At 73.6% G+C, this 18,723-nt stretch carries 22 protein-coding genes; 3 read left to right on the top strand and 19 right to left on the bottom strand.

The genetic code is table 11. The features are described from left to right. Positions 1 to 60 precede the first annotated feature (60 nt). Complete coding sequence (locus AC3YNX_RS15480; protein WP_489996039.1) at positions 61 to 843, top strand: alpha/beta fold hydrolase; 783 nt, start codon at positions 61 to 63, stop codon at positions 841 to 843. Positions 844 to 847: 4 nt separating this feature from the next. After that, positions 848 to 1,141: an MGMT family protein gene (locus AC3YNX_RS15475; RefSeq protein ID WP_489996038.1), complete on the top strand. Its 294-nt coding sequence runs from the start codon at positions 848 to 850 to the stop codon at positions 1,139 to 1,141. Here AC3YNX_RS15475 and AC3YNX_RS15470 read toward each other — a convergent pair. Both AC3YNX_RS15470 and AC3YNX_RS15465 read right to left on the bottom strand, forming a co-directional pair. Beyond that, the gene (locus tag AC3YNX_RS15470) at positions 1,138 to 1,431 is read right to left on the bottom strand and encodes a DUF1427 family protein (protein WP_489996037.1); all 294 of its coding nucleotides are present in this window, start codon (positions 1,429 to 1,431) and stop codon (positions 1,138 to 1,140) included. The two genes, AC3YNX_RS15475 and AC3YNX_RS15470, sit on opposite strands and share 4 nt — an antisense overlap. Next, a complete protein-coding gene (locus AC3YNX_RS15465) occupies positions 1,428 to 1,580 on the bottom strand; it encodes a DUF1427 family protein (RefSeq protein ID WP_127783675.1) in 153 nt (50 codons plus the stop codon). Before AC3YNX_RS15465 ends, AC3YNX_RS15470 begins: the two co-directional genes overlap by 4 nt. Positions 1,581 to 1,730: 150 nt before the next feature. On the opposite strand from AC3YNX_RS15465, the gene AC3YNX_RS15460 reads away from it, so the two are divergent. Beyond that, entirely contained in the window at positions 1,731 to 3,011 is a 1,281-nt protein-coding gene (locus AC3YNX_RS15460; protein WP_489996036.1) for an HNH endonuclease signature motif containing protein, read from the top strand. On the opposite strand, the gene AC3YNX_RS15455 is transcribed toward AC3YNX_RS15460, so the two are convergent. From AC3YNX_RS15455 to AC3YNX_RS15375, 17 genes are all read right to left on the bottom strand, one after another. After that, complete coding sequence (locus AC3YNX_RS15455; protein WP_489996035.1) at positions 2,972 to 4,057, bottom strand: MSMEG_0565 family glycosyltransferase; 1,086 nt, start codon at positions 4,055 to 4,057, stop codon at positions 2,972 to 2,974. The genes AC3YNX_RS15460 and AC3YNX_RS15455 overlap by 40 nt on opposite strands. A 3-nt stretch (positions 4,058 to 4,060) precedes the next feature. Continuing rightward, positions 4,061 to 4,849 carry a carbon-nitrogen hydrolase family protein gene (locus AC3YNX_RS15450; RefSeq protein ID WP_127784871.1) on the bottom strand — a complete coding sequence of 263 codons (789 nt, stop codon included), beginning with the start codon at positions 4,847 to 4,849 and terminating at the stop codon, positions 4,061 to 4,063. Between the two features lie 57 nt (positions 4,850 to 4,906). Next, entirely contained in the window at positions 4,907 to 6,178 is a 1,272-nt protein-coding gene (locus tag AC3YNX_RS15445; protein ID WP_127783678.1) for an MSMEG_0569 family flavin-dependent oxidoreductase, read from the bottom strand. Continuing rightward, complete coding sequence (locus AC3YNX_RS15440; RefSeq protein ID WP_127783679.1) at positions 6,175 to 6,480, bottom strand: MSMEG_0570 family nitrogen starvation response protein; 306 nt, start codon at positions 6,478 to 6,480, stop codon at positions 6,175 to 6,177. The genes AC3YNX_RS15445 and AC3YNX_RS15440 overlap by 4 nt, the downstream gene beginning before the upstream one ends. After that, a complete protein-coding gene (locus AC3YNX_RS15435) occupies positions 6,473 to 7,375 on the bottom strand; it encodes a carbon-nitrogen hydrolase family protein (protein ID WP_127783680.1) in 903 nt (300 codons plus the stop codon). The genes AC3YNX_RS15440 and AC3YNX_RS15435 overlap by 8 nt, the downstream gene beginning before the upstream one ends. Beyond that, positions 7,372 to 8,775: an MSMEG_0567/sll0787 family protein gene (locus tag AC3YNX_RS15430; protein WP_489996280.1), complete on the bottom strand. Its 1,404-nt coding sequence runs from the start codon at positions 8,773 to 8,775 to the stop codon at positions 7,372 to 7,374. Before AC3YNX_RS15430 ends, AC3YNX_RS15435 begins: the two co-directional genes overlap by 4 nt. 1 nt (position 8,776) lies before the next feature. Beyond that, on the bottom strand, positions 8,777 to 9,832 hold the full coding sequence (locus tag AC3YNX_RS15425; RefSeq protein WP_489996034.1) for an MSMEG_0568 family radical SAM protein: 1,056 nt from the start codon (positions 9,830 to 9,832) through the stop codon (positions 8,777 to 8,779). A gap of 14 nt (positions 9,833 to 9,846) precedes the next feature. Beyond that, entirely contained in the window at positions 9,847 to 10,371 is a 525-nt protein-coding gene (locus AC3YNX_RS15420; protein ID WP_127783683.1) for an MSMEG_0572/Sll0783 family nitrogen starvation response protein, read from the bottom strand. Between the two features lie 190 nt (positions 10,372 to 10,561). Continuing rightward, positions 10,562 to 11,032: a DUF4383 domain-containing protein gene (locus AC3YNX_RS15415; RefSeq protein ID WP_489996033.1), complete on the bottom strand. Its 471-nt coding sequence runs from the start codon at positions 11,030 to 11,032 to the stop codon at positions 10,562 to 10,564. A gap of 124 nt (positions 11,033 to 11,156) precedes the next feature. Then, positions 11,157 to 12,734: a fatty-acid--CoA ligase FadD1 gene (gene fadD1, locus AC3YNX_RS15410; protein ID WP_489996032.1), complete on the bottom strand. Its 1,578-nt coding sequence runs from the start codon at positions 12,732 to 12,734 to the stop codon at positions 11,157 to 11,159. Between the two features lie 95 nt (positions 12,735 to 12,829). Further along, positions 12,830 to 13,663, bottom strand: a complete 834-nt coding sequence (locus tag AC3YNX_RS15405; protein WP_489996031.1) for an alpha/beta fold hydrolase — start codon at positions 13,661 to 13,663, stop codon at positions 12,830 to 12,832. 60 nt (positions 13,664 to 13,723) lie between these two features. After that, a complete protein-coding gene (locus AC3YNX_RS15400; protein ID WP_489996030.1) occupies positions 13,724 to 14,323 on the bottom strand; it encodes a V-type ATP synthase subunit D in 600 nt (199 codons plus the stop codon). Positions 14,324 to 14,338: 15 nt separating this feature from the next. Then, entirely contained in the window at positions 14,339 to 15,751 is a 1,413-nt protein-coding gene (locus AC3YNX_RS15395; RefSeq protein WP_127783688.1) for a V-type ATP synthase subunit B, read from the bottom strand. Next, positions 15,748 to 17,499: a V-type ATP synthase subunit A gene (locus AC3YNX_RS15390; RefSeq protein WP_489996029.1), complete on the bottom strand. Its 1,752-nt coding sequence runs from the start codon at positions 17,497 to 17,499 to the stop codon at positions 15,748 to 15,750. The genes AC3YNX_RS15395 and AC3YNX_RS15390 overlap by 4 nt, the downstream gene beginning before the upstream one ends. Further along, entirely contained in the window at positions 17,496 to 18,038 is a 543-nt protein-coding gene (locus AC3YNX_RS15385) for a V-type ATP synthase subunit E family protein (RefSeq protein ID WP_489996028.1), read from the bottom strand. The genes AC3YNX_RS15390 and AC3YNX_RS15385 overlap by 4 nt, the downstream gene beginning before the upstream one ends. Next, positions 18,035 to 18,256, bottom strand: coding sequence for a hypothetical protein (locus AC3YNX_RS15380; RefSeq protein ID WP_489996027.1), 222 nt, complete (start codon positions 18,254 to 18,256; stop codon positions 18,035 to 18,037). Before AC3YNX_RS15380 ends, AC3YNX_RS15385 begins: the two co-directional genes overlap by 4 nt. Positions 18,257 to 18,259: 3 nt before the next feature. Beyond that, positions 18,260 to 18,688, bottom strand: coding sequence for an ATP synthase subunit C (locus tag AC3YNX_RS15375; protein WP_489996026.1), 429 nt, complete (start codon positions 18,686 to 18,688; stop codon positions 18,260 to 18,262). Between the last annotated feature and the right edge of the window lie 35 nt (positions 18,689 to 18,723).

Below are 18,723 nucleotides of genomic sequence, written 5' to 3'. Positions count from 1 at the left end.
GTAAACACGGACCCCCGACAGCTTCGCCGCCGGGCTGGGGCGGGCTGCCAGACTCCGGGGATGTCCTCGCCGCTGCACCTGCACCACCACGGAAGCCCGTCCGGCCCCACCGTCCTTGCCCTGCACGGGGTCACCGGTCACGGCGGGCGCTGGTGGGGGGTGGCCGAGCACCTGCCCGAGGTGAACCTGGTCGCACCCGACCTGCGCGGGCACGGCCGCTCCCCCGCCCGGCCACCGTGGACCATGGACCAGCACGTGGCCGACCTGTGCGCCGTGCTGGCGGAGCTGGGCCCCGACCCGGTGGTGCTGGTGGGGCACTCCTACGGCGGCGCCATCGCGGTGCACCTGGCCCGCGCGGTGCCGCACCGCATCCGCGCGCTGCTGTTGCTGGACCCGGCGATGGCCGTGCCCGCCGGCGCCGCGCTGGAGTGCGCCCAGGCCGCGTGCGCGCCGCCGGTGTTCGCCGACGCCGAGCAGGCCCGGGCGCAGCAGCGCAAGGACTGGGCGGCGGCACCGCAGGCGGCGGTGGACGCCGAGGTGGCCCAGCACCTGGTGGAGCGGGCCGAGGGCGGCCTGACCTGGCGGTTGTCCACCCCGGCGATGGTGGCGTCGTGGAGCGAGCTGGCCCGGCCTAGCGTCGCCCCGCCGGCCGGGATGCCGACGGTGGTGCTGCGGGCCGGGCAGGTGCACCCGCCCTACCTCACCGACGCCACGCTCGAGGGCTGGCGCGAGGTGCTCGGGGACGCACTGCGCCTGCAGGTGCTCGACGCAGGGCACATGGTGGAGCAGGAGCAGCCGGCGGTGGGGGCCGAGCTGGTGCGGGCGGCACTGGTGGAGCAGTGAGCCGGTGAACGAGGAACAGGTGGAACGGGTGCGGGAGCTGCTCCAGCAGGTGCCACCGGGTCGGGTGACCACCTATGGCGACCTGGCTGATGCTGCCGGGCTGAGCTCACCGCGGCTGGCTGGACGCATCCTGGCCGAGGACTCCGCCGACCTGGCGTGGCACCGGGTGGTCAACGCCGCGGGCCGGCCGGCACCGCACAAGAGCGAGGAACAGCTGCAGCGGCTGCGCGCGGAGGGAGCCCCGATCCGCGACGGCCGGGTGGTGCTGCGCGCCGCGCGGTGGTGTTTCGGGGACTAGCTCTCGTCGGTCGGCACCTCGATTCGCCTGCCGCGACGCCACGGCCACGTGCGCCTCAGCGCCGTACCCATCCAGTACTCACCCAGCAGGATCCCGACCAGACCCACCAGTGCCACCCAGGGCGGGGCCGGGGACCTGATGTCCAGCGAGCGGTAGATGATCCCGGCCAGGATGCCGACCAGGGCGGAGCCGACGTAGCGCACCGCGGTGCCGCGCCAGAACTCGCCGGTCCGGACGAGGTAGAGGCGGGTGAGCACCGACTGCCTTGCCCGCGCGGCGACGCTGGTCATGCCACCTGGTCCCAGAAGCTGTAGCCGACGAGCATCCCGCCCAGCCCGACCAGCGCGACCATCGGTGGGGCCGGCGACTTCACCCGCAGCAGGGCGTAGAGCGCACCGATCAGCACGCCCGCGAGCAACGACTGGATGTAGGTGACCATCGGTTCCCACCTCGCCCCGAGGTTCTCCCGGCGCCGCCGCAGCCGCGCCTGGCCGGCGCACTCGACCGTACGCCGCGGACCGGGGCGGGTTTCTCGGCCACATTTGCGGAACCACCGAACTTGTCGGCGGTTCGAACTAGTGTTCGACTCATGGACATGGCCACCGCGCTCGCCTCACCGGCATCAGTGGAGCTGTGGCGCCTGGGGTCGGATGAGCTGTTGCCGTTCGCGGTGGCTCTGAGCGGGCGGGTGTCGGCGTTGCAGGGGTTGCAGCTGCGCACGGTGGCAGAGATCGACCGCCGAGGTGTGGCCATCGAGCAGGGGGCGTCGAGCTCGGCGCGCTGGTTGACCGACGCCACGCGGGTTGCCCCTGCCGCAGCGTCGCGGATGGTGCGGCTCGGGCTGGCGTTGAGCCGGCTGCCGGACGTGGCTGCGGCCCTGGACACCGGCGCCATCACGGTGGACCACGCGGAGGTAATCGTGCGGGTGCTGCAGCAGCTGCCGGACAATCTGCCTGACGACGGGGCCGACGCCTGCCGCACCTACCTGCTCGACGCCGCACTCGCCGAGGACCCGCACGCGCTGGGCCGGCGTGGCAAGGACCTGCTCGCCCGCATCTCCCCCGACGATGCTGAGCTCACCGAGGAACACGCCGTGGCCCGGCGGGAGCTGCGGATCAATGACTGCGGCGACGGGCTGCACAAGGTGACCGGCTGGCTGGACACCGAAGCCGCCGAGCTCGCCAAGGCCGTGTTGTCGCCGCTGGCCAAGCCACGGCCGGAAGACAACGGGGAGCGAGACGCCCGGAGTCCCGCGAAGCGACTGGGCGACGCCTTCGTGGACCTGCTCGGCCGGGCGGCTGACCACGCCTGCGTGCCCGGCGAGGGCTACGCCCGCCCCCACCTCACCCTGCACGTGCGCGCCGACGCCCTCGCCGCCGGCCATGGCCCGGCCGCAGAGCTGACGTTCCTCGGACCGCTGTCCATCGCCGCCGCCCGCCGGTTGGCCTGCGACGCCGAGGTCACGCCCATGACCCTGGACGATAACGGCGTACCGCTGGACGTCGGCCGCACCACCTACGTCGTGTCCGGTGGCCTGCGACGCGCGTTGATCGCCCGGGATCGCGGCTGCGCCTTCCCCGGCTGCGGCCGACCACCAGGCTGGTGCCACGCCCACCACATCATCCACTGGGCGGACAACGGCGACACCGCACTAGACAACCTGGTTCTCCTCTGCGGCCACCACCACCGGGTCGTGCACCACCAAGGCTGGTCCGTAGCCACCGGTGACGACCGCCAACCCTGGTTCACCCCACCGGCCTGGATCGATCCTGCCCAACAACCGAGACCTGCCCACCGCCGACGGCCAGCACCGCCAGCTCCCGAACTGGCTCACCTCGAGGTGGCCTCGTGCGGCTCGAGCGCGGCGTAGAAGTCCAGGTGCGCCCGCGCCGCGTCGTCCCAGCTGTGTCGCAGGGCCAGCTCGCGCCCGGCCGCGCGATCTCCGCCCGGCCAGGCCAGGGCAGCGGCCATCTCCGCGTGGGTCGAGGCAAAGGCCACGGTGGTGCCGAACACCTCCCGCAGCACGGGCAGATCACGCGCCACCACCGGCACGCCCGCGGCCAGGGCCTCCATCGCCGCCATCCCGAAACCCTCCTTCGTGGACAGGAACGCGAACACCGACGCCTGCGCCACCAGCGACGGCAGCTCCTCCTCGGCCACCGTGCCCAGCACCCGCGGCTGCACCCCCAGCTCGGCGCAGCGCTTGTCGAACGCCTCCCGGTACCAGCGGTAGTCGAACAACGTCTCCCCGCCGGCGAACACCAGGTTCAGCCCCGGCCGCTCCCGCGCGAGCAGCGCGTACGCCTCCACCAGGTCGATGCTGCCCTTGCGGGGCTCGATGCCGCCCACCGCCAGCACGTACTCGCCCAGCTCCTCCGCCCACCGCCGCCGGCCGGCAACATCCGCGGCTCCAGCGGAAAATCGTTGCGCGTCAACACCGTTCGGGATCACCGTGGGCGTCAGGTCCCACCCGTCCTGCACCTCGCGGGCCACCGCCGCCGAGACGCAGACCCGCGCGTAGGGCTCCACCACCGCCCGCTCGTGGCAGGCGGCCAGCTCGGGTGTGGCGAACTCGTCGAGGTGGTGGATGGTGCGCACGCACCGGCCCACGGCGTTGGCGCTGATGCAGTCCTGCGCGTGCACCACGTCGTAGTCCGCAGGCGTGAACGCCTCCCCCAGCACTGCGATGGAGCGCAGGATGCGATCGCCGACGTCCTCGCCGTCGATGGGGGCAAAGGGCACCACCCGCACGTGCACCGCCGGATCCACCGGGCGGAAGAAGGCGTCATCGCCACCGCGGCCCAGCGTCCACACCCACACCTCCGCACCGGCACGGGCCAGCGCCTCGGCCAGCGCCAAGGTGTGCACCACACCGCCGCGCGGCTTGGTGGAGTAGGTGATCAGCGCGATGCGCACAGCTCAGCCTTCCTTCTCGTCCAGCAGGTTCCGGTAGGTGTCCACCCGCCGCTCGTCCAGGTGCCGCAGCACCCGCCGCGCCCGGTCCACCTCGGTGTCCACGTCCACCTCCGCCACCGCCATCCCGCCCTTCGTCCCGGTGCGGGCCAGCACGTCCCCACCCGGACCCACCACCTTGGCCTGGCCGAGGAACCGCAGACCGCCCTGCACACCGGTCTGGTTGGACGACACCAGCACCACCTGGTTCTCCGCCGCCCGCGCCGAGTCGTACAGGTCGAACAGTCGCGACTGCCGGTCCTGCGGCAACCGCTCAGTGCGGTCGGTGACGTTGGCCGGCCACGCCGACAGCGCCGCGATGATCCGCGCGCCGTCCAGCGCCAGGGTGCGGGCCGCCTCGGGGAAGGTCTTGTCGTAGTCGATCAGCATCCCCATGCGCCCCACCGGGGTGTCGAACGCCGAGAAGCTGTCGCCCGCGCTGTAGGCCAGGAACTCCCCGGCCGGCTGGTGCACCTTGCGGTGGCTGCCCAGGACGCCGTCGCCGGTGACGCAGGCCGCCGCGTTGTAGCGGCGCCCTTCGTGCAGCTCGGTGTAGCCGATGCACACCGTCATGGCGCCGGCCATCGCGCTGATGGCTGCCAGCTCAGGGCCGTCGGCACGCAGCGGAGGTGGCAGCTCGTCGGGATCCGGGCGCCGCAGGTCCGAGAGGTAGCCACCCAGGCAGGCGTCCGGCAGCACCAGCAGGTCGATGCCGCTGTCGACCGCCGCCGCCAGGATGGTCTCCAGCTTGACCATCGCCCGCCCCACGTCGCGGCCGAAGTGCCCCGCCAGCGCGGCCAGCCGCACGGTGGCCTAGGCCAGCGCCGCGTGCAACGGGCTGACCGGCGCAGCGCTGACCGGCGCGGCGGCGAGGATCTGCTCGGCCAGGTGCGCGGCGTCGCGGGCCACGCCGGCGAAGCGGCCGGAGCCCCAGGTGTGCTGCCAGGGCAGCCCCAGGAAGTACAGCCCGTCCACGGCCGTCACTCCGCGCTGGTGGCAGGGCCGCCCCTCGCCGTCGAAGACCCCGGCGTGCAGCCACCGGTAGTCGGTGCGGAAGCCGATGGACCAGACGACCGAGGTGACGCCGACCTCGTCCAGGCGCAGCTCGGTCACCTCGCGCTCCGGGGTCCACACCGGTTGGTAGCGCGGCTCCGTCGGTGCGTCGATTCCCGCGCGCTCGATGTGGGCGTCGATGGAGTCCTTGATGGACTCCATCACCTGGTCGGCGGCGTCCAGCGAGCGGCCCAGCGTGGGCGCCAGCTGCAGGGTGTCGTCGGTGACCTCCAGCAGCCGCCCGTACAGCTTCATCCCCCGCCGGGCGAAGTCGCGCAGGTCGATGTCGCGCCCGCCGTCGCGGCCGGTGACGTAGTGGTTGGTGTTCTCGCGCTTGGCCAGCCCGCCGGGGTGCTCGGCGATGGACACGTCGTAGGTGCCCATGTCGTGCAGCCACGCCACGCAGTCCCGGCCGCGGTAGAACCGCGCCACCCGCGGGGCGCTGCCGGTCACCAGGTGCACGGTGCGCCCGGAGAGCATCAGGTCCTCGGCGATCTGGGCACCGGACTGGCCGTTGCCCACCACCAGCACCTCTCCCGGCGGCAGCGCGTCGGCGGACTTGTACTGCGAGGAGTGCAGCTGCACGAGCGAGGCAGGCAGCCGCTCGGCCAGCCGCGGGATCACCGGCAGGTGGTAGCCGCCGGTGGCCACCACCACCTGCCGGCAGTGGATCGGCCCCGCGGTGGTGTCCACGTCGAAGCCGCCGTCGGCCGCCTGGTGCACCGAGGTCACCGTCACGCCCTCGCGCAGCGGCACCGGGAAGCTCTCCGCGTAGCCGCGGACGAAGTCGTAGGTCTGCTCGCGGGTCATGAACCCGTCGGGGTCGTCGCCGGCGTAGGAGTAGCCGGGCAGGGTGCACTGCCAGTTCGGCGTCACCAGGGTGAAGCTGTCCCAGCGGCTGTCCCGCCACTCGTGCGCCACGGTGTCGCGCTCGAGCACCACGTGGTCCACCCCCTGCTGCACCAGGTGCCAGCTGATGCTCAGCCCGGCCTGGCCGCCGCCGACCACCACCACCTCGCGCTGCTCGGTCATCGCACACCTCCGGGGACGCTCGCCGGGTTCATGGCCAGCACCCGCACCGGGGCACTGGGGTCGTGCTGGGCAGCTGCGGCCTCCAGCTCGGCCACCTGCTGCATCGCCGAGGTGCAGTACGTGCCGAACTTGGCGCGCACCCGCTCGCTGGCCTCGTTGAGCGCGGTCCGGCTGCGGGCCAGGAACTCCGCCACCGCGTAGGTCTCGCCCGCGGTGAGGTGGTCGTGCATCACCAGCGACGGGGAGTAGCAGGACTGGCAGGTGCCGTCGGGCCACTGCACGGTGAAGGTCATCTCAGGCATGGGCGAGCACCTCCTGCGCCACCCGGTTGGCCTCCACCACGTCGCCGTAGAGCTCGGGGCGGCGGTCGCGCAGGTTGTACATGCCGCCGCCGCGGATGGCCGCCAGCTCGGCCTGCACGTCGAGGCGCGCCGACGCCAGCCCGGGTGCGGTGCCGGTGTCGGCGAGCACCTCCCCGCCGGGGCCGACGATCTTGGCGCTGCACACGAAGCGCAGCGAGCCGAAGGTGCCCGCCTGGTTGGACGCCACCCACACCACCTGGTTCTCGGTGGCCCGCGCCCGGTCGTAGATGTCGAAGCGCTGCTTCCAGCGGTCGGCCTCCAGGGTCTCCGCCGGCGAGGTCCGCGCCGTGGGCCAGGCCGACAGCGAGGTGATGATCTCCGCCCCGTCCAGGGCCAGCGCGCGGGCGGCCTCGGGGAAGGCCTTGTCGTAGCAGATCTGCATGCCCATCCGGCCGACCGGAGTGTCGAAGGCGGCGAAGCCGGTGCCGGCGGCGTAGCAGAGGTTCTCCCCCAGCGGCTGGTGCACCTTGCGGTAGGAGCCGAGGATGCCGTCACCGGTGAGGGTGACCGCGGCGTTGTAGCGGGTGTCGCCGTCGGCCTCGCAGAAGCCGAGCGTGACCACCAGGTCCCCGGCCAGCTCCCGCACCCGGCGCAGCTCCGGCCCGCCCAGCTCCAGGGCGGGCGGCAGGTTGGCCAGTCGGCGCTGCCGGGCTTCCTCGTCCTCGGTGCCGCCGCCCAGGCTGGGCAGGTACCCGCCCAGGCAGGCCTCGGGCAGCACCAGCAGCTGGCTGCCGGCGGCGCGGGCCTGCTCCATCAGCGCGGCGATGGTGGCGTAGCTCTGCTCCAGGTCGCGGCCGAACTCGGCGGCGGCGACGGAGATTCCGGTGGTGCTCATGCTGCTCCCAGTCCTGTGACGGTGCTGTGCACCGCGCGGGTGGTCATCCCGTCGGGCCAGCGCAGGCTGACCCCCGGTTCGGTCGTGAGCTCTCCGCACACCGCGGAGGTGGCCGGCCCCGCCGGTGGCACGGCACGACCAGGACGGTCGGCGGTCACCATGGCGAAGCCGGGAAAACAGGTCATCCAGTCGCCCATGGCCGCCCCGCGGGGACGGGGCAGCGCGGCGACGTCGAGCACCGCGCCCAGCCCGCTGGCCTCGGCCAGCATCCCGGTGGTGCCGGCGAGGCCCGCCATGCTGACGTCCTTGGCTGCGGCCGGCCGAGTCCGGGCCACGAAGGAGCCCATCGTGGTGAGCTCCTCGCCGGTGCGTCCGGAGGTGGAGTCCCACTGCTGGCCCTGGTAGCCCGGGCGCCACTGCCCGCCCAGGTCGGCGGTCAGCCGCAGCACGTCGCCCAAGCGTCCCCCACCGGCGGGCACCGGGTGCGTGGTGCGCCCCAGCGCGGTGACCGACAGCGCCGCGGGCACCCCCAGCTGGGTGTGCCCGCCCAGCACCGGCACGCCCCAGGTCTGGGCGGCGCGGGCCAGCCCGCGGATCACCCGGGTGAGCACCGAGCGGTTGGGCGCGCCGACCGCGTCGAGCAGCCCCACCGGCGTGGCGCCCATGGCGGAGAGGTCGTTGAGGTTGACCAGGGCCGCGCACCAGCCCGCCCACTCCGGGTCGCGCTGCACCATCGCGGGCACGATGGCGTCGCAGGCGGCCACCAGGTCGCTGCCCGGCACCGGCACCCCGTCGTCACCGCGGAAGCCGCTGCCGCCCAGTCCCATCGGCACCTGCATCAGCGGAGCCAGCGCGTCGGCCAGCACCGCCTTGGTGCCCTCCACCAGCCGCTGCACCCGGTCGATGGGCCACAGCATCTGCACGTGCGGACGTCCCTGCAGCACGGTGTCGCCCACCCGCGTCCAGCCCAGCCGGGTGAACATCGCCTCGTGCTGGGGCTGCACGGTGGCGTCGAAGCGCAGCACCCCGTGGGCCTCGGCGTGCGCACACGCCGCCCGCACCAGCGCCTTGCCGATGCTGCTGCCGTGGCGGGCACCGGCGGCTACCACCAGCCGGCTGCCCGCCCACCAGCCCAGGTCCACGGCGGTGCTCGGCGCCAGCCGCACCCCGCCCAGCACCCGGCCCGCACCGTCGGTGGCCACCAGCACCACCGCGCGCGGGTCGTCGTCCACGTCGTCGCGGTCGGTGCCGGTGAACAGGCCCTGCTCGGCCACGAAGGTCTCCCGCCGCAGCGCCCGGTAGGCGGCCAGCGCCTGTGGGGTCTCTGCCGGGGCGATGAGGAAGGCCGGCAGCGGGCTGGGCTGCACCCCGGCCAGCAGCGCCACGTCCAGCACGGTCATCTCAGCCACCGGCGTTCTGCAGCACGCTGCACGCCCCGCAGGCCGCGCAGCCAGCCTTCTGGTCGGCCCCGAGCATCCCGGCGGCCTGCAGCTCCTTGGCCACCCGCCGGGTGACGTCCTCCACCAGCTCGGCCGAGGGCGCCTGGGCCCCGTCCGCGACGGCGAGGGTGCCGGCCAGCGGACGGAACGGCACCACGAACGGGTACACGCCCAGCGCGATGAGCTCGGCCGCCCCGGCCACTAGCTCGTCGGGGTCCTCGCCCAGCCCGATCAGCAGGTAGGTGCTGACCTGGTTGCGGCCGAACACCCGCACCGCCTCCGCCCACGCCCGGCGGTACTCCGCCAGCGGCACGGTGGACTTGCCCGGCATCCACCGGCGGCGCACCTCGTCGTCCAGGGACTCCACGTGGATGCCGATGGACACCGCGCCGGCCTCGTGCAGCTCGGTGATGGTCTGCAGGTCGCCCGGCGGCTCGCACTGCACCTGGATCGCCATGTCTGGCACCGCCGCCTTCACCGCCCGCACGCAGCGGGCCAGGTGGCGCGCCCCGCGGTCGGTGGCCGCCGAGGTGCCGGTGGTCATGATCATCTGGCGCACCCCGTCCAGGCGGACCGCGGCCTCGGCCACCTCGGCCAGCTGCTCCGGCCGCTTCACCGCGATGGTGGAGCCGGCGTTGAGCGACTCCTCGATGGAGCAGAACCGGCAGCGCTGCGACGGGTCGTAGCGGATGCAGGTCTGCACCACCGTGGTGGCCAGCACGTTGGTGCCGTGCAGCCGGGCGATCTGCTCGTAGGAGACCCCCTCGGCGGTGGCCAGGTCGTAGAAGCGCGGCCGCTGCACGGGGGTGATGTCCACGCCCATGTCGGTGCCGTCGAGCAGCAGGCGGTTGCCGCTCACCTCGTAGGGGCTGTCGGAGCGGATCGGGATGGCGCCGCCCACGCCGCCGATGAGGACGTGCCCGTCGTCGCTGGGCCCGGCTCCGGAGCGCCGGCGCACCGGCGCGTCCAGCAGCCGGACCCCGCGGACGGCGAGGTCAGCTCGGGTGGAGAGGCTCACGGGGTGCCACCGCCTCAGACCATGTAGGTCGAGTTGATGATGGCGCCCTTGCGGGCGTAGTGGATGAGGGCGTCCTGCACGTCCAGCGGGTGCGCCGGAATGACGCCCTCGATGAGGTCCTCCTCGCGCAGGCCGTGCAGGGCGAGGCCGAAGCGGCAGGCGAACACCGTGCCGCCCTCCTTGATGAAGCTGCAGAGCGCGTCGTTGATGTTCTGCTCGCCCGGGAAGCCGCTGTCGCCGGCCGTGGGGAAGCCGCGGGTGGCGATGGCGTTCATCGCGCCCGGTCCGTAGAAGTAGATGGCCGACTCGAAGCCCTTGCGCAGCGCCCGGGTGGCCTGCAGCACCGCGACGAAGCTCACCGAGGACTCGTGGGCGATGCCGTGCACCAGGGTGAAGTAGCTCTCGCCGTTCTCGGCCTGGTAGTCGGGGAAGATCTTGGTGGAGCCGTAGATGTTGGTGCCCTTGGGCAGTGCCGGGTGCGGGATCTCCTCCAGCGAGCGCTGCATGTTCTCGGCGATGGTCTGGTCGATGTCCGACACGAGTGCCTCCTGGGTTCGCGGGAAGCCAGATCCGCTCTGGCCTGGAGGCAAGTACAGACCCCGACTATTGCCGGTTGGTCACCGTCGGAATGCTCACCCGTTACGCAGCGAAACGTCTGGGTTACGTGTTGCGCACACACGCCACGGGCCCACACCGAGGTGCAGGCCCGTGGACGGATCAGTGGGGAGCTCAGGCGGTGGGGCTCGTCCGCACGTCGGCGCGCCGCTTGGCGTCGAGGTAGGGCAGCAGGAAGCCCAGGGCGATCATGCCGACCCCGAGGCCGAAGTGCAGCCAGTCATCTGCGGTGTTCACCGGGATGAAGTTGGCGCCGCTGTCCTTGTCGATGACGAGACCGTAGATCCACAGCACCAGGTAGATGACCCCGCCGACGATCAGGTAGAGCTTGGCGGTGTTGGCGGCGCGAGCCAGCGCCACTCCGGCGACGCCGAACAGCAGGTGCACGATGTTGTGCAGGATCGAGACCTCGAAGATCCCCAGCAGCTTGGCACCGGACTCGTGCCCGGCGAAGTCGAGCATGTCGTAGTCGGTGGTGACGCCGGGGATGAAGCCCAGGATCCCCACGAGCAGGAAGACCACGCCCACCACGAGGGCACCGTACTGAACCAGCGATCGAGCTTGCGACTGCGGTGCGGACATCATGAACACCCTTCTCTTGCGGTTGTCGACGCGTGCCGTGGTGCGCCTCGACTTGACGCAGCCACGACGCTAGACACCGCAGCCGCACCCAGCCATTCGAGCCACTGTGGACCTAGGTGGCGTGGACCTAGGTGGCCTGGACGTAGCGGTGACCACCGGCCTCGCGCACCCACAGCTGGCCGTCCCCGGCGGTGGGGCCCTGCTTGACCAGCTCGCGCTTGAGGATCTTGTTGGTGGCGGTGCTGGGCAGGTCTGGTGCGATGCGGACGTAGCGGGGCCACGCCTTGGTGGACAGGTCGCCCTGGGCGGAGAGGAACTCCTGCAGCCCGCCTGGGGTGAGCGTGTCCTCGTCGCCGAGCACCACCGCGGCCATCACCTGGTCACCGATGTGCTCGTCGGGCACCGCGTACACCGCCACCCGGTTGGCGGCGGGCAGCCGCTGCAGGATCCGCTCGATGGGTGCGGCGGCGAGGTTCTCCCCGTCCACCCGCATCCAGTCCGAGGTGCGTCCGGCCAGGTAGATCCAGCCGTCGGCGTCGCGGTAGGCGAGGTCGCCGGACCAGTACATGCCGTGACGCATCCGCTCGGCGCTGGCCTGCTCGTCGCCGTAGTAGCCGGAGAAGAAGCCGGCGCCGGCGGTGTTGACCAGCTCGCCGATCGCCTCCTCCGGGTTGGCCAGCGCGCCGGTGTCGTCGAAGCGGGCCGTGGCGCACTCGGTGACGGTGTCGGAGTGGTAGATCGCCACCCCCTCGAAGCCCTTGCCGATCGACCCGGTGGGGGTGCCCGGCTCGCGGGTGACGATCACCGCGCTCTCGGTGGAGCCGAAGCCGTCCCACACGGTGCAGTCGAAGCGGCGGCTGAAGTCCTCGATGTCGCGGTCGCTGGCCTCGTTGCCGAACGCCACCCGCAGTGGGTTGTCGGCGTCGTCGGGCTGCTCGGGGGTGGCCAGCACGTAGGCCAGCGGCTTGCCCACGTAGTTGAGGTAGGTGGCGTCGTAGTGGCGCAGGTCGGCCAGGAAGTGCGAGGCGGAGAACTTCGCCGGGGCCATCGCCGCACCGCTGGCCACCGCCACGCTCCAGCCGCCGAGCACGGCGTTGGAGTGGAACAGCGGCATGGACAGGTAGCAGGTGTCGGCCGGGCCGAGCCCGTACTTCTCCGCCAGCGTCTGCGCGGCGAACACGGCCATCACGTGCGGCACCTGCACGGCCTTGGGGTCGCCGCTGGTGCCGGAGGTGAAGATCATCATGAAGGTGTCCATGGCCTCGGCCTCGCGGTGCGGGACCAGCGCTCCGGCACCCGCGCGGCGCTGCGCCCACTCCAGGTCGGAGGTGTAGATCACCTGCACCCCGGGCAGCTCCAGCCCGGCCAGCAGCGGCCGGTGCTCGGCGTCGGTGAGCAGCACCTGGCAGTCCGCGCGCAGCACGTCGGCCGCCAGCCCGGCACCGCGGCGGGTGTTGTTGATGCCGCACAGCACGTAGCCACCGAGGCCCGCGGCGGCCATGGCGCGCAGCATGTCCGGGGTGTTGCCCAGGAGCGTGCCCACGTGCAGCGGACGGTCGGGCTGCGCGCCGGCGATGAGCACGGCGGCCTCGGCGGCGGCCTCGGCGAGGTGCTCGCGCCAGCTCCACTGCTGGTCGCCGAACTTCACCCCCGGGGTGTCGTCCTCGGTGCGTTGGCGCAACATCTGCTGAACGGTCTCGGTCACCGAAGACTCCCCCTGTGATACACGTCTCACTGTCCGCTGCAATGTAGCGGCCCACGGAGGCCCTGCCCAGGGGTTGATTCGGCGGCGAAATCCCGCTAACCAGCGAGAAAGCTCAGCAGCGCGGCGTTGACCTCCTCGGCGTAGGTCCAGCCCATGCCGTGCGGCGCGCCGTCGATCTCCACGTAGGTGGCCTCGGGCAGCTCGGTGCGCAGCCGCCGGGCGGTGTTGTCGATCGGCAGGATGTTGTCCTTGGTGCCGTGCACGATCAGCACCGGCACGTCGATCTGGGGGATGTCGGCGCGGAAGTCGGTGAGCCAGGTCGGCTGCGCCCAGATGGAGGCGTGCCCGGAGGCGTTGTAGGCCAGCTGGGTGTTGGCGTCCAGCGCCTCCTGGCTCAGCCGGGCGCCGAGGTTCTCGTCGGTGTTGAAGAAGCCCTGGAAGAACTGGGTGAAGAAGGCGTAGCGGTCGGCCTTCACCCCCGCCAGCAGCGGGTCGAACACCGACTGCGGCACGCCGTCGGGGTTGTCTGGCGTCTGCAGCAGGAACGGGCCGAACCCCCCGAGCACCGCGGCCTTGGCCACCCGGCCCGACCCGTGGGTGCCCAGGTAGCGCATCACCTCGCCGCTGCCCATGGAGAAGCCGACCAGCACCACGTCGGTCAGGTCCAGCTCGTCCAGCACGGCCTTGAGGTCGGCGGCGAAGGTGTCGTAGTCAAAGCCGGTGGCGGGCTTGCTGGAGCGCCCGAAGCCACGCCGGTCGTAGGTGATGGTGCGGTAGCCGGCCGCCAGCAGGGCCTCCACCTGCTTCTCCCACGACGACCCGTCCAGCGGGTAGCCGTGGATGAGCACCACGGGCTGGCCGCTGCCGTGGTCCTCGTAGTACAGCTCGACGGGGGTGGAGTTCTCGGTGCCGACGGTGACGTAGCCCATGGGGTGCCCCTCTTCCTGGCCGGCGAGCAGTGGCGCTCTGCGGTGCTGACCACACTAGAATCAGCGCCGCGCTGCAGCCCAGCGCAGCCGGACGTTGTCGGCCTGCTCCTGCTCGGCCAGCACCAGCTCCAGCTCGTGCAGCGCCTCCTCCAGCCGCGGCACCCAGCCCTGCTCCAGCGCCCGCAGCCGCCGCCGGGTGGCCACCACCCGCCCGTCCAGCACCGCCAGCGCCGTCTCCAGCGCCGCCTGGCGCACTGCCGCGCGCAGCGCGTCCTGGTAGCGGCGGCGGGCCAGCACCAGCGCGCTGTTGGCCGGCAGCGGCGCGTCGGCGGGCGGACCATCCACCCGCAGCTGCGCGTCGTCGGGGTAGCGCACCCCCATCAGCTGGCGCCAGCGCACCGTCACCTGCGCGGTCACCGGTGCCGCGGCGGCGTCCACCGCCTGCTCCCCGCTGAGCAGCACCCCGTGCAGCAGCCACCGCTCGGCGTCGCGGTGCAGCTCCGCCCAGCCGGCCGCGGAGGAGTCGCGCTGGGCGGCGATGCGCTCGCGCTCGGTGAGCAGCACCCGCAGCTGCTGGTCCAGCAGCTGCGCACCCTGCCGCGCCGCGCCCAGCCGCCGCTGCAGGGCCAGGCGACCGGCCCGCCCCGGCGGCACCCGCACCGGCCGCGGCACCCCTCAGCCCTGCTCGCCGGCGGGTCGGTAGTGCTCGTCCAGCAGGGCCACCGGCAGCATGGTCAGCTCCCGCCGGGGCAGCACGCCCAGTGCGTCCCAGGCCCGGTCCAGGGTGTCGTCCAGGCTGCGGGCCTCGTCCCGGCGCTGGTTCAGCAGGTGCTGCTCCACCCGCGTCTGGTAGCGCAGGTAGGCGTGGTCGGTGTCGCTGAGCGCGTCCTCGCCCACCAGCTCGGCCAGCTCGCGCACCTGGCGGGCGCGGGCCAGGGCCGACATCACCTGCGCCGCCACGTCCAGGTGGTCGGCGCGGGTGCGCCCGGGGCCGGCGCCCTTGCGCATCAGCCGGGACAGCGAGCTCAGCGGGTCCACCGGCGGGTACACCCCGGCCGCCTGCACCTCCCGGGAGAGCACCACCTGGCCCTCGGTGATGTAGCCGGTGAGGTCGGCGACGGGGTGGGTGATGTCCCCGGCGGGCATGGTCAGCACCGGCAGCACCGTCACCGAGCCGGCCGTGCCCCGGATCCGGCCGCAGCGCTCGTACAGCGAGGCGAGGTCGCTGTAGAGGTAGCCGGGGTAGGCGCGGCGCCCAGGGATCTCCCCGCGGGCGGCCGACACCTCGCGCAGCGCCTCGGCGTAGGCGGTCATGTCGCTCATCACCACCAGCACGTGCCGGCCGGTGTCGAAGGCCAGGTGCTCGGCCACGGTGAGCGCGATGCGCGGGGTCTGGATGCGCTCGATCACCGGGTCGTCGGCGGTGTTGAGCAGCAGCACCAGCTCGCTCTCCGCCGAGCGGGCCTCCAGCGCGTCGCGCACCGCGGCGGCGTCGGTGTTGGTCAGCCCCATCCCGGCGAACACCACCGAGAACGGCTCGTCGCCCACGGTGGCCTGGGCGGCGATCTGGGTGGCCAGCTCCAGGTGCGGCAGGCCGGCCACGGAGAACACCGGCAGCTTCTGCCCGCGCACCACGGTGTCCAGCGCGTCGATGGCGGAGACCCCGGTGAGCACGGCGTCGGCCGGCGGGTCGCGCCACGTCGGGTTGAGCGGCGCCCCCGAGATGGGCGCGGTGGTGGTGCCGAAGATGGGCGGCCCGCCGTCGATGGGGCGACCGCGCCCGTTGCACACCCGCCCCAGCCAGTCGGTGCCCACCGGGATGCGGAAGGCCGCACCGGTGAAGGCCACCCGGGTGCGCCCGGGCAGGATGCCGCGGGTGCCCTCGAGCACCTGCACCACCACCCGGTCGCGGTCCACCTCCAGCACCAGGCCGTTGCGGGTCTCGCCGCTGCCCAGCTCGATCCGCGCCGCCTCGTCCCAGCCGACGCCGCGCACGCCGCGCACCACCAGCAGCGGGCCACGCACCTCGGCGACGTCGGTGTACTGCACCGTCCCCAGGTCGGTGGCGGCGTGCTCGGCGGCGCTCATGCGTCGCCGTCCTGGCCCAGCCCGTCCTGCTGCAGCCCGTCCAGCCGGGCCAGCACCTCGTCCAGGTGGCCCTGCACCCCGGCGGCGTCGGTGGGGCCGGTCTCCTGTGCCGCCCGCAGCAGCGGCCCGTAGTCCAGCTCCTCCACCCGCCCCGGCGGCACCCCGGCGGCCACCAGCGCCTGGCAGCGGTCCACCACCGTCAGCACCGCCGCGAGCAGTGCCGCCCCCTTGGCCGCGGAGCAGAACGCGTCGTTCCGGCTGAGCGCGCTCTGCTGCAGCACCCCCTGGCGCAGCAGCGAGCCGGCAAGCATCACCATCCGCTCCGCCCCGGGCAGCGAGGCCGCGCCCACCAGCTCGGCCAGGGCGGTGAGGCGGTCGGCATCGGCGAGGTAGCCCAGTGCCCGCTCCCGGCGCTGCGCCCAGCCCGGGTCACCGCCGGCGGCGTGCCACCCGCCCAGCGCCGCGGCGTCGCGGGAGAACGACCCCGCCCAGGCCACCGCCGGGTAGTGCCGGGCGTAGGCCAGGTCGCGGTCGAGCGTCCACACCTCGCGCACGAACCGCTCGGTGTGCGCGGTGACCGGCTCGGTCATGTCCCCACCGGCGGGTGAGACCGCGCCCAGGATGGTGACCGACCCGTCCCGCTCGCCCAGGGTGCGCACGTGTCCGGCCCGCTCGTAGAAGGCGGCCAGCGCCGAGGCGAGGTGCGCGGGGTAGCCCTCCTCGGCGGGCAGCTCGCCGGTGCGGGAGGCGAGCTCGCGCAGCGCCTCGGCCCATCGGGAGGTGGAGTCAGCGATGAGCACCACGTGGTAGCCCATGTCCCGGAAGTACTCCGCCACGGTGACGCCGCTGTAGACGCTGGCCTCGCGGGCCATCATCGGCATGTTGGAGGTGTTGGCGATGACCACGGTGCGCAGGATCAGCCGGTCGCCGGTGCGCGGGTCCTCCAGCGCCGACAGCTCGGCCACCACGTCGGCCATCTCGTTGCCGCGCTCGCCGCAGCCGACGTAGACGATGACGTCGGCGTCGCACCACTTGGCCACCTGCTGCAGCAGCATGGTCTTGCCGGTGCCGAAGCCGCCGGGCACCGCCGCGCTGCTGCCCCGGGCGACCGGGAAGAGCAGGTCCAGCACGCGCTGCCCGGTGTGCAGGCCCTCCGGGTGGTAGATCCGCTCGGCGCAGGGGCGGGCCTGGCGCACCGGCCACTGCGGGCTCATCGGCACCCCCACCCCAGCCACCGTGGCCAGCACCGCGTCGTCGGGGTGCGCACCCGGCGCGGCGACCTGCTCCACCGTGCCCGCCACTCCCGGAGGCGCGAGCACGCTCACCCGCAGCGGTCCGGCGGTGGCCACGGTGCCCAGCTCGTCGCCGGAGCCCACCACGTCGCCCACCGCGACGGTGGGGGTGAACGCCCAGGTGCGCGCCGGCGGCGGGGCGCTGGCCTGCCCCGGGGTGAGCCAGGTGCCGGCGTCGGCCAGCGGGCGCAGCAGCCCGTCCAGCACCGCGCCCAGCAGCCCCGGTCCGAGCCGCGCCGACAGCGGTGCGCCCTGCGGCTGCACGGGGGCGCCCGGGCCCAGGCCGCCGGTCTCCTCGTAGGCCTGCACGGTGAGCTCGTCGTCGGCGATGGCCACCACCTCACCGGGCAGCCGGTGCTCCCCCAGCAGCAGCACCTCGTTCATCGCCACCGCCGAGCCGGGCTCGTCCTGCACCCCGACGAGCGAGCCGGCGACCCGAAAAACTCTTCCGCTCACGGTGACTCACCACCCCCAGCGGAGTCCGTGGCCCACAGCCCCTCGACCTCGCTGCCCAGGCCCTCGAGCACCTGCGCGGCGACGTCGTCCAGGGTGAGCGCCAGCAGCCGACCGTCCGCCTCCGCCCGCACCCCGCCCTCCGGCGGCTCGCTGATGCGGGGGTGCTCGCCGAGCACCTGCCGGGCGTGGGCGACCAGCCGCTGCCGCCAGGCCGGGTAGGCGGGATCCTCGCGCAGGGCCGGCAACGCGGCGCGGACCTGCGCGCGCAGGTCGTCGTAGGCCTGCTGGCGGGCGGCGAGCACCACCTCGCGGGCCTCGCGCCGGGCGCGGGAGCGGGCCGTGGCCTGCAGTGCCGCCGCCTCGGCCTCGCCCTCGCGGCGGGCGGCGGCCACCACCGCCTCGGCGTCGCGGCGGGCCTGGGCGTCCACCTGCGCGGCGTGCTCGCGGGCTGCGGCCAGCTGCGACTCGGCCTCGGCACGGGCGTGGTCGAGCACCGCGCGGCGCACCGGCTCCAGCGGGTCGCGCACCGGGGTGCTCATCCGGGCAGCACCGCCGTCAGCGGTGCCCGGCCCACCGGCCGGAGCTCGGCCAGGGCGGCCGCGGCGGCCGCGGTGAGCAGCACCAGCTCCACGTCGGCGGGCAGCTGCCGCCAGGCGTGCCGCACGGCCGCGTCGTTCTCGGCGGCCAGCACGGTGGCGCCGGCCAGCGCGTAGCCCACGCACGCCGTGCGCTGGCCGATCACGGCGACGCGGCCCACCGCTCACGCCTGCCCGATGAGGATGATGGCGATGATCAGCCCGTAGATGGCGATGCCCTCGGCCAGCCCGACGATCACCATGGAGCGGCCGAACAGCTCAGGACGCTCGCTCATCGCGGCCAGCGCGGCCGCTCCGGTGTAGGCCACCGCCACCGCGGCGCCCAGCGACGACCCGGCCACCGCGATGGCGGCACCCAGCAGGGCCGCCCAGGTGTCGCCGTCGGCGGCGGCCTGGGCGGTGACGGTGGAGGCCTCGGCGGCGCCGGGTCCGATCGCGGCCAGCACGGTCAGCGCCACCAGCCCCAGCACGAACAGCGCCGCGTTGGCCGCCACCAGCACCCGCACCGCCGCTCGTCCGCGCCGGCGCAGCAGCAGCCGGGTGGCGGCGAACCCGCCGAGCAGGACGGGCAGGGCCAGCAGCCAGGCGATCATGCGCGAGGGTCTGGTGGTCGCAGCACGGCGTCCTC

The organism is Rhodococcus sp. Z13_19A, assembly GCF_058133575.1.
Note: the sequence above shows the minus strand (reverse complement) of the source record. Positions and strands in the feature narration are given on the sequence as shown.